The 18,962-nt window shown below is 59.3% G+C and carries 18 protein-coding genes and 1 pseudogene; 14 read left to right on the top strand and 5 right to left on the bottom strand.

Annotated elements, in window-relative coordinates; all coding sequences use genetic code 11:
• Positions 1-26: 26 nt before the first annotated feature.
• The 3 genes and pseudogenes from ACX3YD_RS28010 to ACX3YD_RS28000 form a co-directional block, all read left to right on the top strand.
• Positions 27-800 (top strand): annotated as a pseudogene (locus ACX3YD_RS28010) (PAS domain-containing protein); the annotation flags it as partial.
• A gap of 33 nt (positions 801-833) precedes the next feature.
• On the top strand, positions 834-1,343 hold the full coding sequence (locus ACX3YD_RS28005; protein WP_256590236.1) for a methyl-accepting chemotaxis protein: 510 nt from the start codon (positions 834-836) through the stop codon (positions 1,341-1,343).
• Between the two features lie 69 nt (positions 1,344-1,412).
• Entirely contained in the window at positions 1,413-2,183 is a 771-nt protein-coding gene (locus tag ACX3YD_RS28000) for an EAL domain-containing protein (protein WP_458961579.1), read from the top strand.
• A 131-nt stretch (positions 2,184-2,314) separates the two neighbouring features.
• Here the strand turns inward: ACX3YD_RS28000 and ACX3YD_RS27995 are convergent, their stop codons facing one another.
• A complete protein-coding gene (locus ACX3YD_RS27995; RefSeq protein WP_103404207.1) occupies positions 2,315-2,788 on the bottom strand; it encodes a hypothetical protein in 474 nt (157 codons plus the stop codon).
• Between the two features lie 296 nt (positions 2,789-3,084).
• Between ACX3YD_RS27995 and ACX3YD_RS27990 the strand changes: the two genes are divergently transcribed.
• From ACX3YD_RS27990 to ACX3YD_RS27960, 7 genes are all read left to right on the top strand, one after another.
• Positions 3,085-4,395, top strand: coding sequence for a flavin-containing monooxygenase (locus ACX3YD_RS27990; protein ID WP_458961578.1), 1,311 nt, complete (start codon positions 3,085-3,087; stop codon positions 4,393-4,395).
• Positions 4,396-4,419: 24 nt separating this feature from the next.
• Positions 4,420-4,836 (top strand): RidA family protein, encoded by a 417-nt coding sequence (locus ACX3YD_RS27985; protein ID WP_047528033.1) that lies wholly within the window; start codon positions 4,420-4,422, stop codon positions 4,834-4,836.
• 146 nt (positions 4,837-4,982) lie between these two features.
• Entirely contained in the window at positions 4,983-5,660 is a 678-nt protein-coding gene (locus tag ACX3YD_RS27980; protein ID WP_458961577.1) for a DUF1028 domain-containing protein, read from the top strand.
• Positions 5,657-6,805 carry an acetylornithine deacetylase gene (gene argE / locus ACX3YD_RS27975; RefSeq protein ID WP_458961576.1) on the top strand — a complete coding sequence of 383 codons (1,149 nt, stop codon included), beginning with the start codon at positions 5,657-5,659 and terminating at the stop codon, positions 6,803-6,805. Before ACX3YD_RS27980 ends, argE begins: the two co-directional genes overlap by 4 nt.
• Positions 6,806-6,963: 158 nt before the next feature.
• The gene (locus ACX3YD_RS27970; RefSeq protein WP_458961575.1) at positions 6,964-7,353 is read left to right on the top strand and encodes a VOC family protein; all 390 of its coding nucleotides are present in this window, start codon (positions 6,964-6,966) and stop codon (positions 7,351-7,353) included.
• A 647-nt stretch (positions 7,354-8,000) separates the two neighbouring features.
• On the top strand, positions 8,001-8,291 hold the full coding sequence (locus ACX3YD_RS27965) for a fructose-bisphosphate aldolase (protein ID WP_458961574.1): 291 nt from the start codon (positions 8,001-8,003) through the stop codon (positions 8,289-8,291).
• A gap of 290 nt (positions 8,292-8,581) precedes the next feature.
• Entirely contained in the window at positions 8,582-9,127 is a 546-nt protein-coding gene (locus ACX3YD_RS27960; RefSeq protein WP_458961573.1) for a hypothetical protein, read from the top strand.
• A 185-nt stretch (positions 9,128-9,312) separates the two neighbouring features.
• On the opposite strand, the gene ACX3YD_RS27955 is transcribed toward ACX3YD_RS27960, so the two are convergent.
• From ACX3YD_RS27955 to ACX3YD_RS27940, 4 genes are all read right to left on the bottom strand, one after another.
• Complete coding sequence (locus ACX3YD_RS27955; RefSeq protein ID WP_103404202.1) at positions 9,313-9,861, bottom strand: cupin domain-containing protein; 549 nt, start codon at positions 9,859-9,861, stop codon at positions 9,313-9,315.
• A gap of 318 nt (positions 9,862-10,179) precedes the next feature.
• Entirely contained in the window at positions 10,180-11,463 is a 1,284-nt protein-coding gene (locus ACX3YD_RS27950) for an NAD(P)/FAD-dependent oxidoreductase (protein WP_458961572.1), read from the bottom strand.
• Positions 11,464-11,516: 53 nt separating this feature from the next.
• Positions 11,517-13,007 (bottom strand): aldehyde dehydrogenase, encoded by a 1,491-nt coding sequence (locus tag ACX3YD_RS27945; protein WP_103404200.1) that lies wholly within the window; start codon positions 13,005-13,007, stop codon positions 11,517-11,519.
• A gap of 221 nt (positions 13,008-13,228) precedes the next feature.
• Complete coding sequence (locus ACX3YD_RS27940; RefSeq protein ID WP_103404199.1) at positions 13,229-14,605, bottom strand: glutamine synthetase family protein; 1,377 nt, start codon at positions 14,603-14,605, stop codon at positions 13,229-13,231.
• A 283-nt stretch (positions 14,606-14,888) separates the two neighbouring features.
• On the opposite strand from ACX3YD_RS27940, the gene ACX3YD_RS27935 reads away from it, so the two are divergent.
• The 4 genes from ACX3YD_RS27935 to ACX3YD_RS27920 all read left to right on the top strand — a co-directional run bounded on the left by ACX3YD_RS27935 (position 14,889) and on the right by ACX3YD_RS27920 (position 18,896).
• Positions 14,889-15,650 carry a gamma-glutamyl-gamma-aminobutyrate hydrolase family protein gene (locus tag ACX3YD_RS27935; RefSeq protein ID WP_103404198.1) on the top strand — a complete coding sequence of 254 codons (762 nt, stop codon included), beginning with the start codon at positions 14,889-14,891 and terminating at the stop codon, positions 15,648-15,650.
• 311 nt (positions 15,651-15,961) lie between these two features.
• Positions 15,962-17,104 (top strand): polyamine ABC transporter ATP-binding protein, encoded by a 1,143-nt coding sequence (gene potA, locus ACX3YD_RS27930; protein ID WP_103404197.1) that lies wholly within the window; start codon positions 15,962-15,964, stop codon positions 17,102-17,104.
• A gap of 29 nt (positions 17,105-17,133) precedes the next feature.
• The gene (locus ACX3YD_RS27925) at positions 17,134-18,015 is read left to right on the top strand and encodes an ABC transporter permease subunit (RefSeq protein ID WP_167361848.1); all 882 of its coding nucleotides are present in this window, start codon (positions 17,134-17,136) and stop codon (positions 18,013-18,015) included.
• Complete coding sequence (locus tag ACX3YD_RS27920; protein WP_090320155.1) at positions 18,012-18,896, top strand: ABC transporter permease subunit; 885 nt, start codon at positions 18,012-18,014, stop codon at positions 18,894-18,896. Before ACX3YD_RS27925 ends, ACX3YD_RS27920 begins: the two co-directional genes overlap by 4 nt.
• Positions 18,897-18,962 lie beyond the last annotated feature (66 nt).

Here is an 18,962-nt window from a genome sequence, read left to right as displayed (position 1 = left end):
AGCAGTCCATATCCACTGAGGTACGTATGTTCAACTCGCAAATCAAAAAAAAGCTGGCCCTCAGCCAGCGGCGCTTGGCTGACTGCGAAGCCACCCTCGCCGCATTAGGTGGCTCCATGGCGCTGATTGAGTTCCAGCCTGATGGCACGGTCCTCGGCGCGAACAACAATTTCCTGAGAATAATGGGCTATCGCCTTGAGGAAATTCGCTCCAGGCATCACCGCTTGTTCTGTACACCGCAATGCACCAACAGCGTCGCTTATCAAGGTTTCTGGTCACGCCTGAGTAAGGGTGAATTCATAAACAACCGCTTCCTGCGCCTGGACAAACAGGGACGTGAGATCTGGCTGGAGGCCAGTTACAACCCTGTTCGCGACGCCTCTGGACAGGTGATCAAGGTCGTCAAGATTGCTGCTGATGTCACTGCCCGGGTGCAGAAGGAACAAGAGCAGGAGAGCCTGATCAAGGCGATTAACCGTTCCATGGCAACCATTGAGTTCAACCGGCTGGGAGAGGTCATCAGCGCCAACGAAAACTTCCTTGCCGTGATGGGTTACCGCCTCGATGAGATTGTTGGCAAGCACCATCGTTTGTTCTGTGAGCGTAGCGAAAGTGAATCCAATGAGTATCGCCAGTTCTGGGAGCGCCTGAATCAAGGCGAGTTTTTCTCCGGTAACTTCAAGCGTCTCAACAACCGGGGACACACCGTCTGGTTACGTGCGACTTACAACCCAGTGTTCGACGCCAACGGCAGCCTTTACAAAGTCGTCAAGTTTGCGAGCGATATCACGACTCAGGTTCTCCAGCAGGAAGCTGAATCACGAGCAGCCCGCATGGCCTATGAGACCTCATTGAAAACCGACGATACAGCACTCGAAGGTGCCCGAGTGGTGCAGGAGACCGTGGATGTCATGCAAAGCCTGGCCGGCGAATTGAATCACGCAGCCGAAGGTATCAACGATGTCAGTCAACAGTCGGAAGTCATCAGCAGCATCGTCCAGACCATCCGTGGTATCGCCGAACAAACAAATCTTCTAGCGCTAAACGCCGCCATCGAAGCGGCTCGTGCCGGAGAGCAGGGTCGGGGTTTTGCGGTGGTCGCTGACGAAGTGCGCAATCTGGCTTCGCGCACAAGTCAGGCCACCCTCAAGATTGTCGAGGTGGTGCAGCACAATCGTGAATTGGCCCAAGGGGCAGTGGCCAGGATGGAGGCGAGTAAAGACAAGGCGGAACAAGGAGTCAAATTAGCCGGTGAGGCTGGTCAAGTGATACTGGATATTCAGGACAGTGCTCGCCAAGTCGTACAGGCAATCAGCAATTTCTCGTCGACATTGGCACGTTGAGTCAGCCTTGCGGCTTGTACAAAACCCTGGCTCGGTCGACACACTAATCGTTAGTAAAACAGGTCTCGAATGAACACGAAATCACCCATAGTCCCTCCTTGTAGTGCCTGTAGAGACGGCGACGCACTGGATTTTGAGTTCAGTATGGCGTTCCAGCCAATCGTAGACCTGCGTGACAACAGTATTTTTGCCTACGAGGCTTTGGTACGTGGTTGCGATGGCAGTGGTGCCGCCGCCATTCTTGGAAAGGTGAACGAACAGAACCGTTATGCCTTTGACCAAGCATGCCGCGTCAAGGCTGTCGAGCTTGCTTCACGCCTGAAAATCCCCTGTTTTGTCAGCATCAACTTCTTGCCCAACGCGGTATATCAAGCAGCCACATGCATTCGTGCGACGCTTGAAGCTGCACGCAGATTTGGTTTTCCCACAGAAAGACTGATCTTCGAGATCACCGAAAACGAAGAACTGGTGGACAAGGAACATCTGAAAAGCATCATTCGAGAATATCGTCTTAAAGGCTTCAAGACGGCGATAGATGATTTCGGTGCCGGGTACTCAGGGCTCAATTTGCTGGCAGAGTTTCAACCCGACATCATCAAACTGGACATGGCCCTGGTACGTAGCATCTGCACTGACCCGGTGCGACAGGCAATCGTCCAAGGCATCCTCGGTGTATGCAAAGCGCTCAACATTGAAGTGATCGCAGAGGGCGTAGAGACCAATGCCGAACTACAGCAGTTACTGGCCCTGGGCATTAACTTCTATCAAGGCTATCTGTTCGCAAAGCCCGAATACGAAACACTGCCAAACGTGGCTTGGCCAACCCCGACCATTGGCTGAAAGGTTTACTCACGTTGAGTCCTGGCCCTAAAACTGAAGCGCCCTGGGGCAACGAGCAACGTTGAGACGAAAAAAAACCCGCAGGACTGCGGGCCTTTTCTGGGGCTGAAGCTGATCGCTTCAACTGCCGATCAATGGGATTTTTTTGTTCCCGATGGCCCGGCATGACTCAGCCCTTTGGTGTTGTGATCACCGGGCGTGGTAGCCGAGATCGCGGTGGCCTTGGTTACGCCGCGGGTGTCTTTGGAATGAGCGACGCCTGAGGTCGTGCTGCCATGACCGCGATCATCATTTCGCTCACTGCCATTGTGCTTGCCGCTGATGCCATGGTCGCGAACGGCTTTGCCGGCGTGGTCGCTGTCCAGCCCGTTAGCACGGCCATTGCTGTCGGCGTGGTCTGAGCCGGCGTGGCTGCCACCTGCACCACCGCCCGCTCCACCGCCATGACCGCCACCGTTGCCACCGCCATTGCCACCGCCGTGTCCACCCCCTTCCCTGGCGGAAGCGGTGTTGATGACCGACAGATCATTCGGGAGTAAAGGGGCGGCCGCCAACATCAAGGCGCAGGACATGACGGCTACAAGACTCTTGTTTTTTAAAAGCATGATTGCTTCCGTAGGGGGTTGATATCGCGACCTTTATGACGCGATATCCCCCTGACAGTTCAAGCTTGGCGACAGACGGGCCCTTGCCTGATCGCCCACTCGGGACGCCGGGTGGAAGCGGTTTGCCCTGGGCGGAATCACGCGCCCCAAGCTGCGGGGCCAAAGGCGCTGCATCAGTTATTTATGCTCAAATGCCAGCTTAATAATATTTTACCGATATCAGGGTGATCCCTAGTCTTGACCCCAAGAGATGGCAGGCCACATGCGGTTTGAATCCAACTTCAAAGGGTATTGAGATGACCACTGTAAAAATAAAAACAGATACGCTGATTGTGGGCGCCGGTCAGGCGGGTGTGGCCATGAGCGAGCACCTGAGCAAACTGGGTGTGCCGCATCTGGTGCTGGAACGTAACCGCATCGCCGAACGCTGGCGCAGCGGCCGCTGGGATTCGCTGGTGGCCAATGGCCCGGCCTGGCACGACCGCTTTCCCGGCCTGGCATTCGACGACCTGAGCCCTGACAGCTTTGCCCCGAAAGAGCGGGTGGCCGATTACTTCGAAGCCTACGCGAAAAAATTCAACGCCCCGATCCGCACCGGCGTCGATGTGTTAAAGGTCGAGCGCAATGTCGGTCGCCCCGGGTTCACCATCGAAACCTCCGAAGGCGTGATCGAAGCCGCCCGCGTGGTCGCCGCCACTGGTCCTTTCCAAAACCCGGTCATCCCGCCGATCGCGCCGAAAGACCAGCCATTGCTACAGATCCACTCGGCTGATTACCGCAACCCTGGGCAACTGCCGGAAGGCGCCGTTCTGGTCGTCGGCGCCGGCTCGTCGGGGGTGCAGATTGCCGACGAGTTGCAGCGTGCGGGCAAGCAGGTCTACCTCTCGGTAGGCGCCCACGATCGCCCTCCCCGCGCCTACCGCAACCGTGATTTCTGCTGGTGGCTGGGGGTGCTGGGCGAATGGGATCAAGCGGCGATGAAGCCCGGTCGGGAACACGTGACCATTGCCGTCAGTGGCGCCCATGGCGGGCGGACCGTGGACTTTCGCGGGCTTGCCCATCGCGGCATGACCCTGGTCGGCCTGACCCAGTCGTTCGACGGCAGTGTGGCGACTTTCCAGCCGAACCTGGCCGAGAACCTGGCCCGGGGCGATGAGAACTATCTGGCACTGCTCGATGCCGCCGATGCCTACATCGAGCGCAACGGCCTGGACCTGCCGCAAGAACCGGAAGCGCGGATAACCTTCCCCGATCCCGAGTGCGTGACCCATCCGATCCTGCAGCTGGACCTGGCCAAGGCTGGCGTGACCTCAATCATCTGGGCCACCGGTTTTGCCACCGATTACAGCTGGCTGAAGGTCAACGCCTTCGACGCCAACGGCAAGCCGCAGCACCAGCGCGGCGTATCGAGCGAGCCCGGGGTGTATTTCCTCGGTCTGCCGTGGCAGTCGCGACGCGGTTCGTCGTTTATCTGGGGCGTCTGGCACGACGCCAAATACGTGGCTGACCAGATCGCCATCCAGCGCTCATACCTCGACTACCACGATGCGGCGCAACGGCAGGCCGAAGCGGCCCCGGTTGCCCTTGAAACCACGGTCAGTGCCTAAGCCTTTTTCTGTCAGGAGCGTCAAATGTCCACGCCAACCCATACCCGCATTCGCATGTTCAACACCAAACAAACCTACCCGAACCAGAGCCTGGACAACGACCTGTGCCAAGCGGTCCGGGCCGGCAACACCGTCTATGTGCGCGGCCAGGTCGGTACTGACTTCGAAGGCAACCTGGTGGGCCTGGGTGACCCGCGTGCGCAAGCCGAGCAAGCCATGCGCAACGTCAAACAGTTACTGGAAGAGGCCGGCAGCGACCTGAGCCACATCGTGAAAACCACCACCTACCTGATCGACCCGCGTTACCGCGAACCGGTCTACCAGGAAGTGGGCAAGTGGCTCAAAGGCGTGTTCCCGATTTCCACCGGGCTGGTGGTGTCGGCCCTGGGACAGCCACAGTGGCTGATGGAGATTGATGTGATTGCGGTGATTCCCGAGTAAGCAGGCTTACCGAGTGGCTGCCATCGCTGGCAAGCCAGCTCCCACAGGGATCGTCGCATCCACACAATCATCTGTGGGAGCGGGCTTGCCAGCAATGGCGTCCGCCCAGACACCCCATTCGACAAGGCACACCAAGGAACACACCTATGACCTTTTCCATCGCCGCACGCTGCCCCGAAACCGGTCAATTCGGCATCGCGATCAGTTCCTCGAGCATCGCCGTCGGCGCCCGCTGCCCCTGGCTGTTGCCCGGTGTCGGCGCGGTGTCCACGCAAAACATCACCCTGCCGTCCCTCGGCCCGGAAGTCCTCGCCCTCATGGAACAGGGCCTCGCGCCGGCCGACGCGCTGGACAAGGTGCTGACCCGCAACGGTTACAGCCAGTATCGGCAGGTCACCGCCATCGACCACCTCGGCCGCACCGCGCACTTCAGCGGCGCGCAAACCCTGGGCAACCACAATGCCGTGTCGGGCGAACAATGCGTGGCGGCGGGCAACATGCTGGCCGATCGTTCGGTGATCGAGGCCATGGTCCAGGCGTTCGAGCACGGCGAAGGTCAACTCGCCGACCGCCTGCTCGCCGCGATGAAAGCGGCCATTGCCGCAGGTGGCGAAGCCGGGCCGGTGCATTCGGCGGCGATGGTGGTGGTGGGTGAACTGACCTGGCCGATCATCAACCTGCGAGTCGATTGGGCCGACGAAAACCCGATCGGTCAGTTGCAAAAGCTCTGGGACGCCTATCGCCCACAAGTCCAGGACTACATCGACCGCGCCCTCGCTCCCGACAAATCCCCTGGCTACGGCGTCGCCGGAGACGACCGATGAACAGCAGCCGCGATTTGCTGAAAACCCTGGTGGCTTTCGATACCACCAGTCGCGAATCCAACCTGCAGCTGATCGAGTTTGTCCGCGATTACCTCGCGCGCTTCGATGTGCCTTGCGAACTGATCTACAACGAGCAGCGCAGCAAGGCCAATCTGTTCGCGACCCTCGGCCCGGCGGATCGTCCGGGCATCGTGCTGTCGGGGCATACCGACGTGGTGCCCGTGGACGGCCAGCCGTGGACCGTCGCGCCGTTCGAACTCAGCGAGCGAGACGGCAAGCTCTACGGTCGCGGCACGGCGGACATGAAAGGCTACATCGCCTGCGTGCTGGCGCTGGTTCCGGCGCTGGTAACGGCCAACCTGCGGCGGCCGGTGCACATCGCGCTGTCATACGATGAAGAAGTCGGCTGCCTCGGCGTGCGGTCCTTGCTCAAAGCCCTGGAACAGCGCCCCATCAAACCGATGCTCTGCATCATTGGCGAGCCCACCGAGCTCAAACCGGTGCTTGGCCACAAGGGCAAACTGGCGATGCGTTGCGACATTCACGGCCAGGCCTGCCATTCCGCCTATGCGCCGCAGGGGGTCAATGCCATCGAATACGCCGCCGAACTGATCGGCGAACTGGGACGCATCGGCCACCGGCTCAAAGCCCCCGAGCATCACGACGCGCGCTTCGACCCACCGTTCAGTACCGTTCAAACCGGCGTCATTGCCGGCGGCAAGGCCTTGAACATCGTCCCCGCCGATTGCCGCTTCGATTTTGAAATCCGCGCCCTGCCCTCACACGATCCGAGCGAGGTGGCGCAGGCACTGAAGACCTACGCCGAGCAGCAGGTATTGCCGCGCATGCGCGCCGTGAGCGAACAGAGCGAGATTCGCTTCAGCGAGTTATCGGCGTATCCCGGCCTGGCAACCGAAGCCCACAGCGAAGCCGCGGAGCTGATCGCCGGGTTTTCCGGTTCCCGAGCGTTCGGCACCGTAGCCTTCGGCACCGAGGGCGGGCTATTTGACGCCGCAGGAATACCCACCGTGGTCTGCGGGCCGGGCAGCATGGATCAGGGGCATAAACCGGACGAATTCGTCAGCCTGGAGCAATTGAACGGCTGCGATGAAATGCTGCAAAGGATGCTGCTGTCGATCAGTTGAATCACAAGCATCCCCCTCCAAAGAAGCCTGTGGGATCGGGCTTGCCCGCGATGAGGACCTGACATTCAACCTCCATGTCGACTGTCCAGCCCATTGCGAGCAAGCGCTGCGACTCTGCTACATTACCCCCGCCATATCAAAACAAGGAATGTTCACCCATGAAATTCGGCTACCTGATCGTCTACGTCGCCAACGTCCCCGCCTCATTGCAATTCTTCGAAACCGCGTTCGGCCTCACCACGCGATTCCTCCACGAATCCAACACCTACGGCGAACTCGAAACCGGTGAAACCGCCCTGGCTTTCGCCGCCGACGAACTGGCCGCCATGAACTTCAACGGCGGTCACATCAGCGCCCACACCAGCGTGAAACCGCTGGGCATGGAAGTCGGCCTCGTCACCGACGATGTCCCCGCCGCCCACGCCAAAGCCCTGAACGCAGGGGCCCACGAGGTGGCCGCCCCGCTGACCAAACCCTGGGGCCAGACCGTCTCCTACGTGCGCTGCCCGGACGGAACGCTGGTGGAACTTTGCACCCCAATAAAATGAGGTTCTTCACGCGATCCCGGGATGCAAAGCTAATGCAATACCTGTAGGGGCAAGCTCGCACACACATACTGTGTTCTTACACAACCAAACAGCTTTGCCGATCAATCGGAGCTTTGTCTTTTCCCACAACCGAATCCACATGGAAGCCGTCGAAGACGACGGCCCCAGTCGGACGTACCTTTGATTTTGGACTTCCGAAAACCCTGTAGGAAATTACCTCTTGTGGCGAAGGGGCTTGCCCCCGTTGGGCAGCGAAGCGGCCCCAAACCCTGCCCCCGAATTCCCAAGCCCCTGCGCACTGTCCGAAATACCGCAAAAGCCCGTAAACATTGGCTATCAGCCTTGCCAAAACGCTCGCCAAAGCGTCCTACAGCCCGGTTGCGAGCATGAAAATGGACGCCTATATTCGCCTCGCCGCTGACACAAATAGCGATGGGTTTCGCAGCCCTCTGGATTGACACCTAAGAACCGTCAGGCATGATTCGGCCGCTTTTGGTTGCATTAGTTTTATGGCGGTTGTGCGTGGGAGACCTTCGGGTCTGCCGGGTTTTTGGTGTGGGTCCCCGGTCTGCGAACCCGCGCACAGCTGCCACCCATTTGTTTCGCAGCAGAGCGGTGGCAATTCTTCTTTTATCAGGATTATCACCATGTCGAATCAACACCCACCCCGTCGCTTCACCCCCATGTCCCAATTCGCCACCCACTACCCCGTCCTGCTCATCGACAGCGACGCCCCGCTGCGCGAACTGCACAACTGCGTCAGCGAACGCCTCAACGCCGTCCTCCAATACCTGCACCTCATGGCCTGCACCAGCCTCCCCGACTGTGCCGAAAACGACATCAACACCATCACCAACATCGCCCGGATCATGGTCCAGGATGTGAGTGATGTGTTTCGGGTGATTGAGCAGCGTGGGTTTGAGGTGCCGAAGGAGTAGTGACGACTTTTAGCTGCAAAATAACCCGCAGGTTCTGCGGGTTGATGGCCTGGGTCATTTCACAACCAACAGAGCCCTGACCGTTCAGGGGTTTGTTGTTTATGCCGGAGTGGTTGGGGCCAAAAACCGATCAACCATGGCGCCCCCCCCTGTCCTCCCACCAATGAGTAATAGCGGCACACTGGATATTCGTAAAATGTCACTCAATAAAATCAAAACAAACAAAAAGGTCTAGTGAACTGTCATTAATGACAGTAGCAGCCAACAAGCATCCCCACATAGCATCTGTCATGAATCAAAACCAACTAAGTAAACCCCAACAAATGGAAACAAGTCAGGTGATCATCGTGAACGAATCAGAATTGATTAACAATGAAGTTGAAGCTGACGTCGAAGAACATCTAAAAAAAACCGGCTCATACATTCGCCCCAAATCCCACACCGTTTCAGACTATTGGGAAGGTGCGCCAACAGGTTTAATTACTGCGACAGGGGGGATAGGAGCTGGAAAAAACCAATTCATAGCGGATGTAGAATTCAGATATCGAAAAGATGGGCAAATTTGGTACATCATGATTGATAGATACAGAATGGTCGCCATGGGGTATCCACCCAAGTATCGGGCCAATATAAATATTGAATTCACGAGCGCTGGGCACTCTTCTGGAAAGCTTGTATCCCCGGATGCCATGTGGCAGGACAACGCGTGGCACAGCTACGAACGCATCATGAGGGTTTCGAGTGATTTAACTTCAGGTTTCCGGATGGGAATTGAAGTTGACTTTGATGGTCCAGACGGCGGGGGGTGGTTCTGGACGTACAAAAATTTCGCCTGATCGTTGAAGAGTCGAGTATTGCGAGACGCTTAAATACCTGGCGCAAATCCCTATTTTCGAAACCCGTGTTTGAAACTTTGACTCAACAGTTTGCCCGACCAGCCGCAACCAAAAAATCCGACGCCTGAACGGGCATCGGATTTTTTATTAACCACCGTGAATGTAACGCCTGTCAGTAACCCATATCAGAAGTTCGCCGGCGTGTTCGCACTGATGATCTCCGCCTCATCCGCCCCAATATTGCGGAACCGATGGGGCAAGGTCGTCGGGAAGTAATAGCCATCCCCGGCATTCAATACGCTGATCTGCCCATCCACCGTCAATTCAACCGTGCCACGCGTGACGAGCCCGCACTCCTCGCCTTCGGTGTGCACGATCGGTTCTTCCCCGGAGCTGGCGCCCGGCGCGTATTGCTCGCGCAGCAAGCGCATCTGCCGGCTCGGTACGGAAGCGCCGATCAGCAGCAGGCGCAGGCCGTTGCGGCCCAGGTCTGGCTGTTCGTTGGCGCGGAACACGTATTGATGCTCGCGCGGGGGTTGATCGAAGGTGAAGAAGTCCGCCAGGGACATGGGAATGCCTTCGAGCAGCTTTTTCAGGGAGCTGACGGAAGGACTGACGCGATTCTGTTCGATCAGGGAGATGGTGGCATTGGTGACGCCGCTACGCCGGGCCAGCTCGCGCTGGGACAGTTTGTAGCTTTCGCGTACTAATTTGAGTCGAGAACCCGTATCCATGACAGCCTTATGCAAGAACGACTTAAGGGTAATGGGGGTAGAAAACAGGCGCGGATCCTGCCGTTTTCCCTATCCCTGAACCGTGAAAGGCGGCTATTAAATCACGTTTGTTGGTGTTGCTCAGCAGGTTCGATAAACGGTGGTCGAAAATGGCCTATGCCTTGATGCAGTACAAACTGTGGGAGCGAGCCTGCTCGCGATTGCGGTGTGTCAGGCGACTTCGATGCTGGCTGAGCTGACGCCATCGCGAGCAGGCTCGCTCCCACAGGTTAAAAAGCCGGCGACACCTTTTCGGGGCGACCGCCGGCGAGGTAAAACTTAAATCCCTAGCCGGTCGCGCAGCGAGTAATACGCGGCGCCCATGGCGGTGAGCGGCGCCGAAAAAGTGCGCCCGCCGATCATTGGCATGTGCGGCAGCGAGGCGAACGCGTTGAAACGCTCGGCGTCGCCACGGATCATTTCCGAGATCAGTTTGCCGGCCAGGTGAGAGCAGGTGACGCCGTGGCCACTGTAGCCCTGCATGTAGTAGGCGTTTTTCTCGATACGGCCGAATTGCGGCATGCGCGACATGGTCAGCAGGAAATTGCCGGTCCAGCGGTAGTCGATCTTCACGTCCTTCAATTGCGGGAAGGTCTTGAGGATTTTCGGGCGGATCAGTTGTTCGATGTCGTCCGGCTCGCGCGCGCCGTAAACCACGCCACCGCCGTAGAGCAAGCGGTTGTCGGCGGTCAGGCGGTAGTAGTCGAGCAGGTAGTTGCAGTCTTCGACGCAGTAGTTGTTTTTGATCAGGCTGCGCGCCTGTTGCTCGGTCAACGGCTCGGTCACGACGATCTGCGAACCGCACGGCATGCTCTTGCTGGTCACGCGGTTGTCCAGGCCTTGCGGCAGGTACGCGTTACCGGCGATCAGCAGGTACTTGGCACGGACCACGCCCTTGGCGGTGCGCACGGTGATCGGTTCGCCGTAGGTGATTTCCACCGCTGCCGATTGCTCGAAGATCTTGCCGCCCAGGCCAATGATTGCCGAAGCTTCACCGAGGGCCAGGTTCAGCGGGTGAATATGGCCGCCCTGCATGTCCAGCAAGCCGCCGACGTAGGCCTCGGAACCCACTTCGCGCTTGATATCGGCCGCGTCGAGCATTTTCAGGTTCTTGTTGCCGTAGCGCTCCCAGCTTTTTTTCTGCTCGGCCAGGCCTTTGAGTTGCTTCTTGTTCATCGCGGCGAAGATGCCGCCCGGGCGGTAGTCGCACTGGATGTCGTAGTGCTGTATGCGCTGACGGATGATGTCGGCGCCTTCGAAAATCATGCTGCCCAGGACTTCGGCCGTCTTGTCGCCATAGCGCTCTTCGATGACATCGACGTCGCGGCTGTAGGAGTTGACCAGTTGACCGCCGTTGCGACCGCTGGCGCCGAAACCGACCTTGGCGGCTTCCAGCACGGTGACGCTGTAGCCCGCTTCGGCGAGGAACAGTGCCGAGGACAGGCCAGTGTAGCCGGCGCCGATCACGCAGACGTCGCATTCCACCAGTTCTTCGAGCACCGGAAAATCGCCGGTGAAGTTGCGGGTGGCGGCGTAGTAGCTGTTTACATGTGTTTGTTTCATAGGTTTCTCCGAGGGTCGCCGGCAACGTGCAAGCGACCGCCGCTTAAAAGGGCTTAGAGCTTGATCCAGGTCGCTTTGAGCTCGGTGTACTTGTCGAACGCATGCAGCGATTTGTCCCGACCGTTACCCGACTGCTTGAACCCGCCGAACGGCGCGGTCATGTCGCCGCCGTCGTACTGGTTGACCCAGACGCTGCCGGCGCGCAGGCCACGGGCGAAGGTGTGGGCCTTGCTCAGGTTGCTGGTCCAGACCCCGGCCGCCAGGCCGAAGATGCTGTCGTTGGCAATCGCCAGGGCTTCCTCGGCGGTGTCGAAGGTGATCAGCGACAGCACCGGGCCGAAGATTTCTTCACGGGCGATGGTCATGGCGTTGGTCACGCCGTCGAAAATCGCCGGTTCCACGTACAGGCCACCGGTCTCTTCGAGGGTGCGACTGCCGCCGGCGATCAGTTGAGCGCCCTGCTCCTTGCCGATGCCGATGTAACGCAGCACGTTCTCCAGCTGACGCTGATCGACCACGGCGCCGACGGTGGTCGAAGGATCGAGCGCATGACCCGGTTTCCAGGCTTGCAGGGCTTCGACCAGCAACGGGATGAACTGATCGCGGATCGAACGCTCCACCAGCAGGCGCGAGCCGGCGGTGCAGACTTCGCCCTGGTTGAAGGCGATGCCGCTGGCTGCCGCCTGGGCGGCTGCGCGCAGGTCCGGCGCGTCGGCAAAGACCACGTTCGGGCTCTTGCCGCCGGCTTCCAGCCAGACGCGTTTCATGTTGCTCTGCCCGGCGTAGATCATCAGTTGCTTGGCGATCGCCGTGGAGCCGGTGAAGGCCAGCACGTCGACGTCCATGTGCAGCGCCAGCGCCTTGCCGACGGTGTGGCCGAAGCCCGGCAGAACGTTGAACACGCCTTTGGGGATGCCCGCATCCAGCGCCAGCTGCGCGATGCGGATCGCCGTCAATGGCGACTTTTCCGAAGGCTTGAGGATGAACGAGTTGCCCGCCGCCAGGGCCGGGGCGAACTTCCAGCTGGCCATGATCAGCGGGAAGTTCCACGGCACGATGGCCGCGACCACACCCGCCGGTTCACGGGTGACCAGGCCGAGTTGATCGTGGGGCGTGGCGGCGACTTCGTCGTAGATCTTGTCGATGGCTTCGGCGGTCCAGCGGATCGCGTTGGCGGTCGCCGGGATGTCGATGCTCATGGAGTCGCTGATCGGCTTGCCCATGTCGAGAGTTTCGAGCAGCGCCAGTTCTTCCTGGTTGGCCAGGATCAGATCGGCGAAACGGATCAGGATGCGCTTGCGCTCGACCGGGGCCAGCCTGGACCAGACGCCGGACTCGAAGGTACGCCGGGCAACGGCGACGGCGGCGTTGGCATCGGCTTCGTCGGTGCTGGCGACGTTCGCCAGAAAGCGACCGTCGACCGGGCTGATGCATTCGAACGTGGCACCAGTGGCGGCCGCGCAGTACTGACCGTCGATGAAGGCACGGCTTTCGATGGTTAGGGACTGGAAGCGTTGCTCCCAGTCGCTGCGAGTAATTGTCATTGTTGTGACTCGACGCAGGGGAATTGAGTGATCGTTGGGCGAATACCCGCCCAATCAAAAAATATGAAATGCGATCCCTGTGGGAGCTGGCTTGCCAGCGATGGCGGCATCACAGCCAATATTGATGGCGTCTGATCCAATCGCTGCGATGCGGCGATCCGACAAGCCAGCTCCCACAGGGTTGGCGGCGTAGACACATTTTGTGTACGCCGCCAACGCCGTCAGACGGTATGCAGGTACCAGTTGTACTCAAGGTCGGAGATGGAGTTCTCGAACTCGGCCAGCTCGCTTTCCTTGCACGCCACGAACACGTCGATGTACATCGGGTCGATGTATCTGGCCATGACTTCGCTGTCGTCCAGCTCGCGCAGTGCGTCGCGCAGGTTGTTCGGCAGGCTCTGTTCGTTCTGCTCGTAGCTGTTGCCTTCCACCGGGGCGCCCGGCTCGATCTGATTGGTCAGACCGTGGTGCACGCCCGCCAGGACCGAGGCCATCAGCAGATACGGGTTGGCATCGGCACCGGCCACGCGGTGTTCGATGCGCACGGCGTCCGCCGAACCGGTCGGTACGCGCACTGCCACGGTACGGTTGTCGATGCCCCAGCTCGGCGAGTTCGGCACGTAGAACTGTGCGCCGAAGCGACGGTAGGAGTTGACGTTCGGGCAGAGGAAGGCCATCTGCGCCGGCAGGGTCTCGAGCACACCGCCGATCGCGTGACGCAGTGCGGCGTTCTGCTCGGGATCCTCGCTGGCAAAGATGTTCTTGCCTTCTTTGTCGAGAATCGAGATGTGGACGTGCAGACCGTTACCTGCCTGGCCCGGATAAGGCTTGGCCATGAAGGTGGTGTCCATCTCGTGGTCGTAGGCGATGTTCTTCACCAGACGCTTGAGCAGGACCGCGTAGTCGCACGCCTTGATCGGGTCGGACACGTGGTGCAGGTTCACTTCGAACTGCGCCGGGGCGCTTTCCTTGACGATGGCGTCGGCCGGGATGCCCTGCTCTTTCGCGCCTTCGAGGATGTCCTGCAGGCAGTCGACGTATTCGTCGAGGTCGTCGATCAGGTACACCTGGGTCGACATCGGACGCTTGCCGGATACCGGCGAACGTGGCGACTGCGGACGACCGTTCACGTTGTCCTGGTCGATCAGGTAGAACTCCAGTTCGAACGCGGCGCAAATGGTCAGGCCGAGGTCGTCGAACTTGCGCACTACATTGGCCAACACTTCACGCGGGTCAGCGAAGAACGGTTCGCCTTCCAGCTCGTGCATGGTCATCAACAGTTGCGCGGTCGGGCGCTTCTGCCATGGCTCGATGCTCAGGGTGCCGGGGATCGGGTAGCAGATTCGGTCAGAGTCGCCGATGTCCAGGCCCAGGCCGGTGCTTTCCACCGTCGAGCCATTGATGTCCAGCGCGAACAGCGACGCCGGCAGGTTGATGCCTTTCTCGTAAACCTTATGAAGACTGGTGCGTTCGATGCGCTTGCCGCGCACCACACCGTTCATATCCGCAATCAGAAGGTCGACGTACAAAACCTCAGGATATTTCTTAAGGAATGCGTTTGCTTCGTTGAGTTGAACGGTACGCAGAGGGACCGACATGATGCACCTATTTTTTACTGTTAATTATTATGTTCACCGCCCTTTCACGAGCCCAGTCAATCCGAAAGGCAAAGTGAAGTCAATAGCGAACACTCAGCCTTTCAGCGTTTATTTTAGGGCCTCTCAGCGGCACGAGAGTGCCATATCATCGCTCAAACGCAGGTAAATCCTGATCTTCAGACGTACGGCGTTTAGAATTTTTTACATGAGAGTTGTTAATTAAAATCAACAAGGCTAAGCTCCGGAAAAGCTCGTTCAAGTGTGAAACTTCGAGGTGATAAAAATGGCATTCAAGCCATTGATCGGCGTTACTGCATGCGTCAAACAGATTGGCCTGCACCCCTACCATGTCAGCGGCGACAAGTACTTGCGTGCTGTCAGCGTTGCGGCACTGGGGCTGCCCGTCGTCATTCCTTCCCTGGCTGAACTGACCGAAATCGATGATCTGCTGCCGCAGCTCGACGGTCTGTTGTTGACCGGCTCGCCTTCGAACGTGGAACCCTTCCACTATCAAGGCCCGGACAGCGCTCCCGGCACGGAACACGATCCCCAGCGGGATCGCACCACCCTTCCCCTGATTCGTGCGGCCATTGCGGCTGGCGTCCCGGTGCTCGGCATCTGCCGTGGCTTTCAGGAGATGAACGTGGCGTTCGGTGGCAGCCTGCATCAGAAGGTCCATGAGTTGCCCGGCTTCCTCGATCATCGCGAAGCCAACCACCCTGACCTGGCGGTGCAATACGCACCGGCGCACACCGTCGACGTGCAACCGGGCGGCGTGTTCCAGGCACTGGACCTGCCCACGCAATTCCAGGTCAATTCGATTCATAGCCAGGGCATCGACCGACTCGCCCCCGGCCTGCGCGCCGAAGCGCTTGCGCCGGACGGCTTGATCGAGGCGATCTCGGTCGAGCACAGCAAGGCCTTTGCCCTCGGCGTGCAGTGGCACCCGGAATGGCAGGTCCTGTCGAATCCGCCCTACTTGAGAATTTTCCAGGCGTTTGGCGAAGCGTGCCGGCAACGGGCAGCGCTGCGTCATGGGCGCTGACTGACGAACTCAAACACGATTCAACGATTTCACTGCCCCCGTGAGCCCGGCGGGCGCGCTTGTGCGCGCCGGTCCCTCACGACAACAACACACTGCAATAACAACAAGTACTACCAGGCAGCCAGGACGGCGGCGCCGAATAAACCCGAGCGGTGCGGGCCAGTGAGTCAAACGCAAGACTCTGTGGGAGCAAGTTCGCTCCCACAGGGGACCAGCGTTTCGACTGACTGGCACCGTCCGGCAAGGGTTTGCAATCAACTATTAAGTCAGGCCGCGTTGGCCCGACGACTGAAACCTGTTGGGAGTTTCAAATGGCAAACGCCTCCAGCATCTACAGGAAGGCTCTTGAAGGTCACCAGGCACCGAAAAAGGTGTTGGTAAAAGTCGACCGCGTCACCAAGAAATTCGACGAAACCACCGCTGTGGACGATGTGTCCCTGGAAATCCATCAGGGCGAAATCTTTGCCCTGCTCGGTGGCTCCGGCTCCGGTAAATCGACGCTGCTGCGCATGCTCGCCGGCTTCGAGCGCCCGACCGAAGGCCGGATCCTGCTCGACGGTGTCGACATCACCGACATGCCGCCCTACGAGCGGCCGATCAACATGATGTTCCAGTCCTACGCACTCTTCCCGCACATGACCGTGGCGCAGAACATTGCCTTCGGCCTCAAGCAGGACCGTTTGCCAGCCGCGGAAATCGACGCCCGCGTGGAAGAAATGCTGCGCCTGGTGCACATGACCCAATACGCCAGGCGCAAACCTCATCAGTTGTCCGGCGGTCAGCGCCAGCGCGTGGCCCTGGCCCGTTCCCTGGCCAAACGTCCGAAGCTGCTGCTGCTCGACGAACCGATGGGCGCACTGGATAAAAAGCTGCGTTCGCAGATGCAGCTGGAGCTGGTGGAAATCATCGAACGCGTGGGCGTGACCTGCGTGATGGTGACCCACGACCAGGAAGAGGCCATGACCATGGCCCAGCGCATCGCCATCATGCACCTGGGCTGGATCGCCCAGATCGGCAGCCCGGTGGACATCTATGAAGCACCGGTCAGCCGCATGGTCTGCGAGTTCATCGGCAACGTGAACGCCTTCGAAGGCACCGTCGTCGAAGACCTGGAAGGTTACGCGATCATTCACAGCCCGGACCTGGAACAGAAGATCTACGTGGGTCACGGTGTCAGCACTTCGGTGCAGGACAAGTCGATCACCTACGCCATCCGCCCGGAAAAACTGCTGGTCAGCACCACCAAGCCAGAGGCCCGCTACAACTGGTCCAGCGGCAAGGTGCATGACATCGCCTACCTCGGCGGCCACTCGGTGTTCTACGTGGAGCTGCCTGGCGGCAAGATTGTGCAGTCGTTCATGGCCAACGCCGAACGCCGTGGCGCACGTCCGACCTGGGACGATCAGGTCTACGTGTGGTGGGAAGACGACAGCGGCGTGGTACTGCGCGCATGAGAACCTTCAATCAGCAATTCCTGCGCCTGGTGCCCAGTGGACGAAAACTCGTCATCGGGATTCCTTTCCTGTGGCTGTGCCTGTTCTTCCTGTTGCCGTTCTTCCTGGTCATGAAGATCAGCTTCTCGGAAGCGGCCCTGGCCATTCCGCCCTACTCGGAGATCTACACCTACGCCGAGCAGAAATTCCAGCTGTTGCTCAATATCGGCAACTACACCTTGCTGGGCGAAGATGAGCTGTACCTCTCCGCCTACCTGGGTTCGTTGAAGGTCGCGCTGTTCAGCACACTGATGTGCCTGGTGATCGGTTTTCCGATGGCCTACGCCATTACCAAGGCGAGCAAGGAAGCGCAAAACGTCCTGATGCTGCTGATCATGATGCCGACCTGGACCGCGATCCTGATCCGCGTCTACGCCTGGATGGGCATCCTCAGCAACAACGGTCTGCTCAATGCGTTCCTGATGTGGACCGGGCTGACGTCGCACCCGATCGAGATCCTCAACACCAATACCGCCGTCTATATCGGCGTGGTGTATGCGTATCTGCCGTTCATGATCCTGCCGCTGTACGCCAACCTGGTCAAACACGACCAGAGCTTGCTGGAAGCGGCGTCGGACCTGGGTTCGAGCACCTTCAACAGCTTCTGGAAAATCACCGTGCCGCTGGCCAAGAACGGCATCATCGCCGGTTGCATGCTGGTGTTCATTCCTGTGGTGGGCGAGTTCGTGATCCCGGAACTGCTTGGCGGTCCCGAGACCCTGATGATCGGCCGCGTGCTGTGGCAAGAGTTCTTCAATAACCGCGACTGGCCGGTGGCGTCCGCCCTGGCGGTGGTGATGCTGTTGATCCTGATTGTGCCGATCCTGCTGTTCAACCGCAGTCAGGCCAAAGAAATGGAGGCACGGGGATGAAACGTTTCGGCTTCTCAAAAATGATGCTGGTGCTCGGCCTGTCGTTTATCTACCTGCCGATGCTGATTCTGGTGATCTACTCGTTCAACGCCTCGAAACTGGTGACGGTATGGGGTGGCTGGTCGTTCAAGTGGTACGCCGGCCTGCTCGACAACACCCAGTTGATGGGTTCGGTGGTGCGTTCGCTTGAGATCGCCTGCTACACCGCGCTGGCGGCCGTGGCTTTGGGAACACTGGCGGCGTTCGTCCTGACCCGCGTCACCCGCTTCAAGGGTCGCACGCTGTTCGGCGGCCTGGTCACCGCACCGCTGGTGATGCCGGAAGTGATCACCGGTCTGTCGCTGTTGCTGCTCTTCGTGGCCATGGCGCAACTGATCGGTTGGCCGATGGAACGCGGCATCGTGACCATCTGGATCGCCCACACCACCTTTTGTGCCGCCTACGTGGCAGTGGTAGTCTCCGCGCGCCTTCGCGAGCTGGACCTGTCCATCGAAGAAGCGGCCATGGACCTGGGTGCGAAGCCGTTCAAGGTGTTCTTCCTGATCACCATTCCAATGATCGCGCCATCCCTGGCAGCCGGCGGCATGATGTCGTTCGCCCTGTCGCTGGATGACCTGGTACTGGCGAGCTTCGTCTCCGGCCCGGGTTCCACGACCTTGCCGATGGAAGTGTTCTCGGCGGTGCGTCTGGGCGTGAAGCCCGAGATCAACGCCGTGGCCAGCCTGATCCTGTTGGCGGTCTCGATCGTGACCTTCATGGTCTGGTACTTCAGCCGCCGTGCCGAAGCCACCCGCAAGCGGGCGATCCAGGAAGCGATGGACCAGACTGCCAGCGAATCGTGGCAACAACCTAAAAAGCAAATGGTAGAAGCGACGGCCTAGTGCCGCCGACCTGTAGGAGCGAGCTTGCTCGCGATGGACCCAAGGACGCCGCGTTAATTCAGGCAG

Source organism: Pseudomonas fluorescens group sp. PF-1 (assembly GCF_054481335.1).
This window is presented reverse-complemented; position numbering and strand designations above follow the sequence as displayed.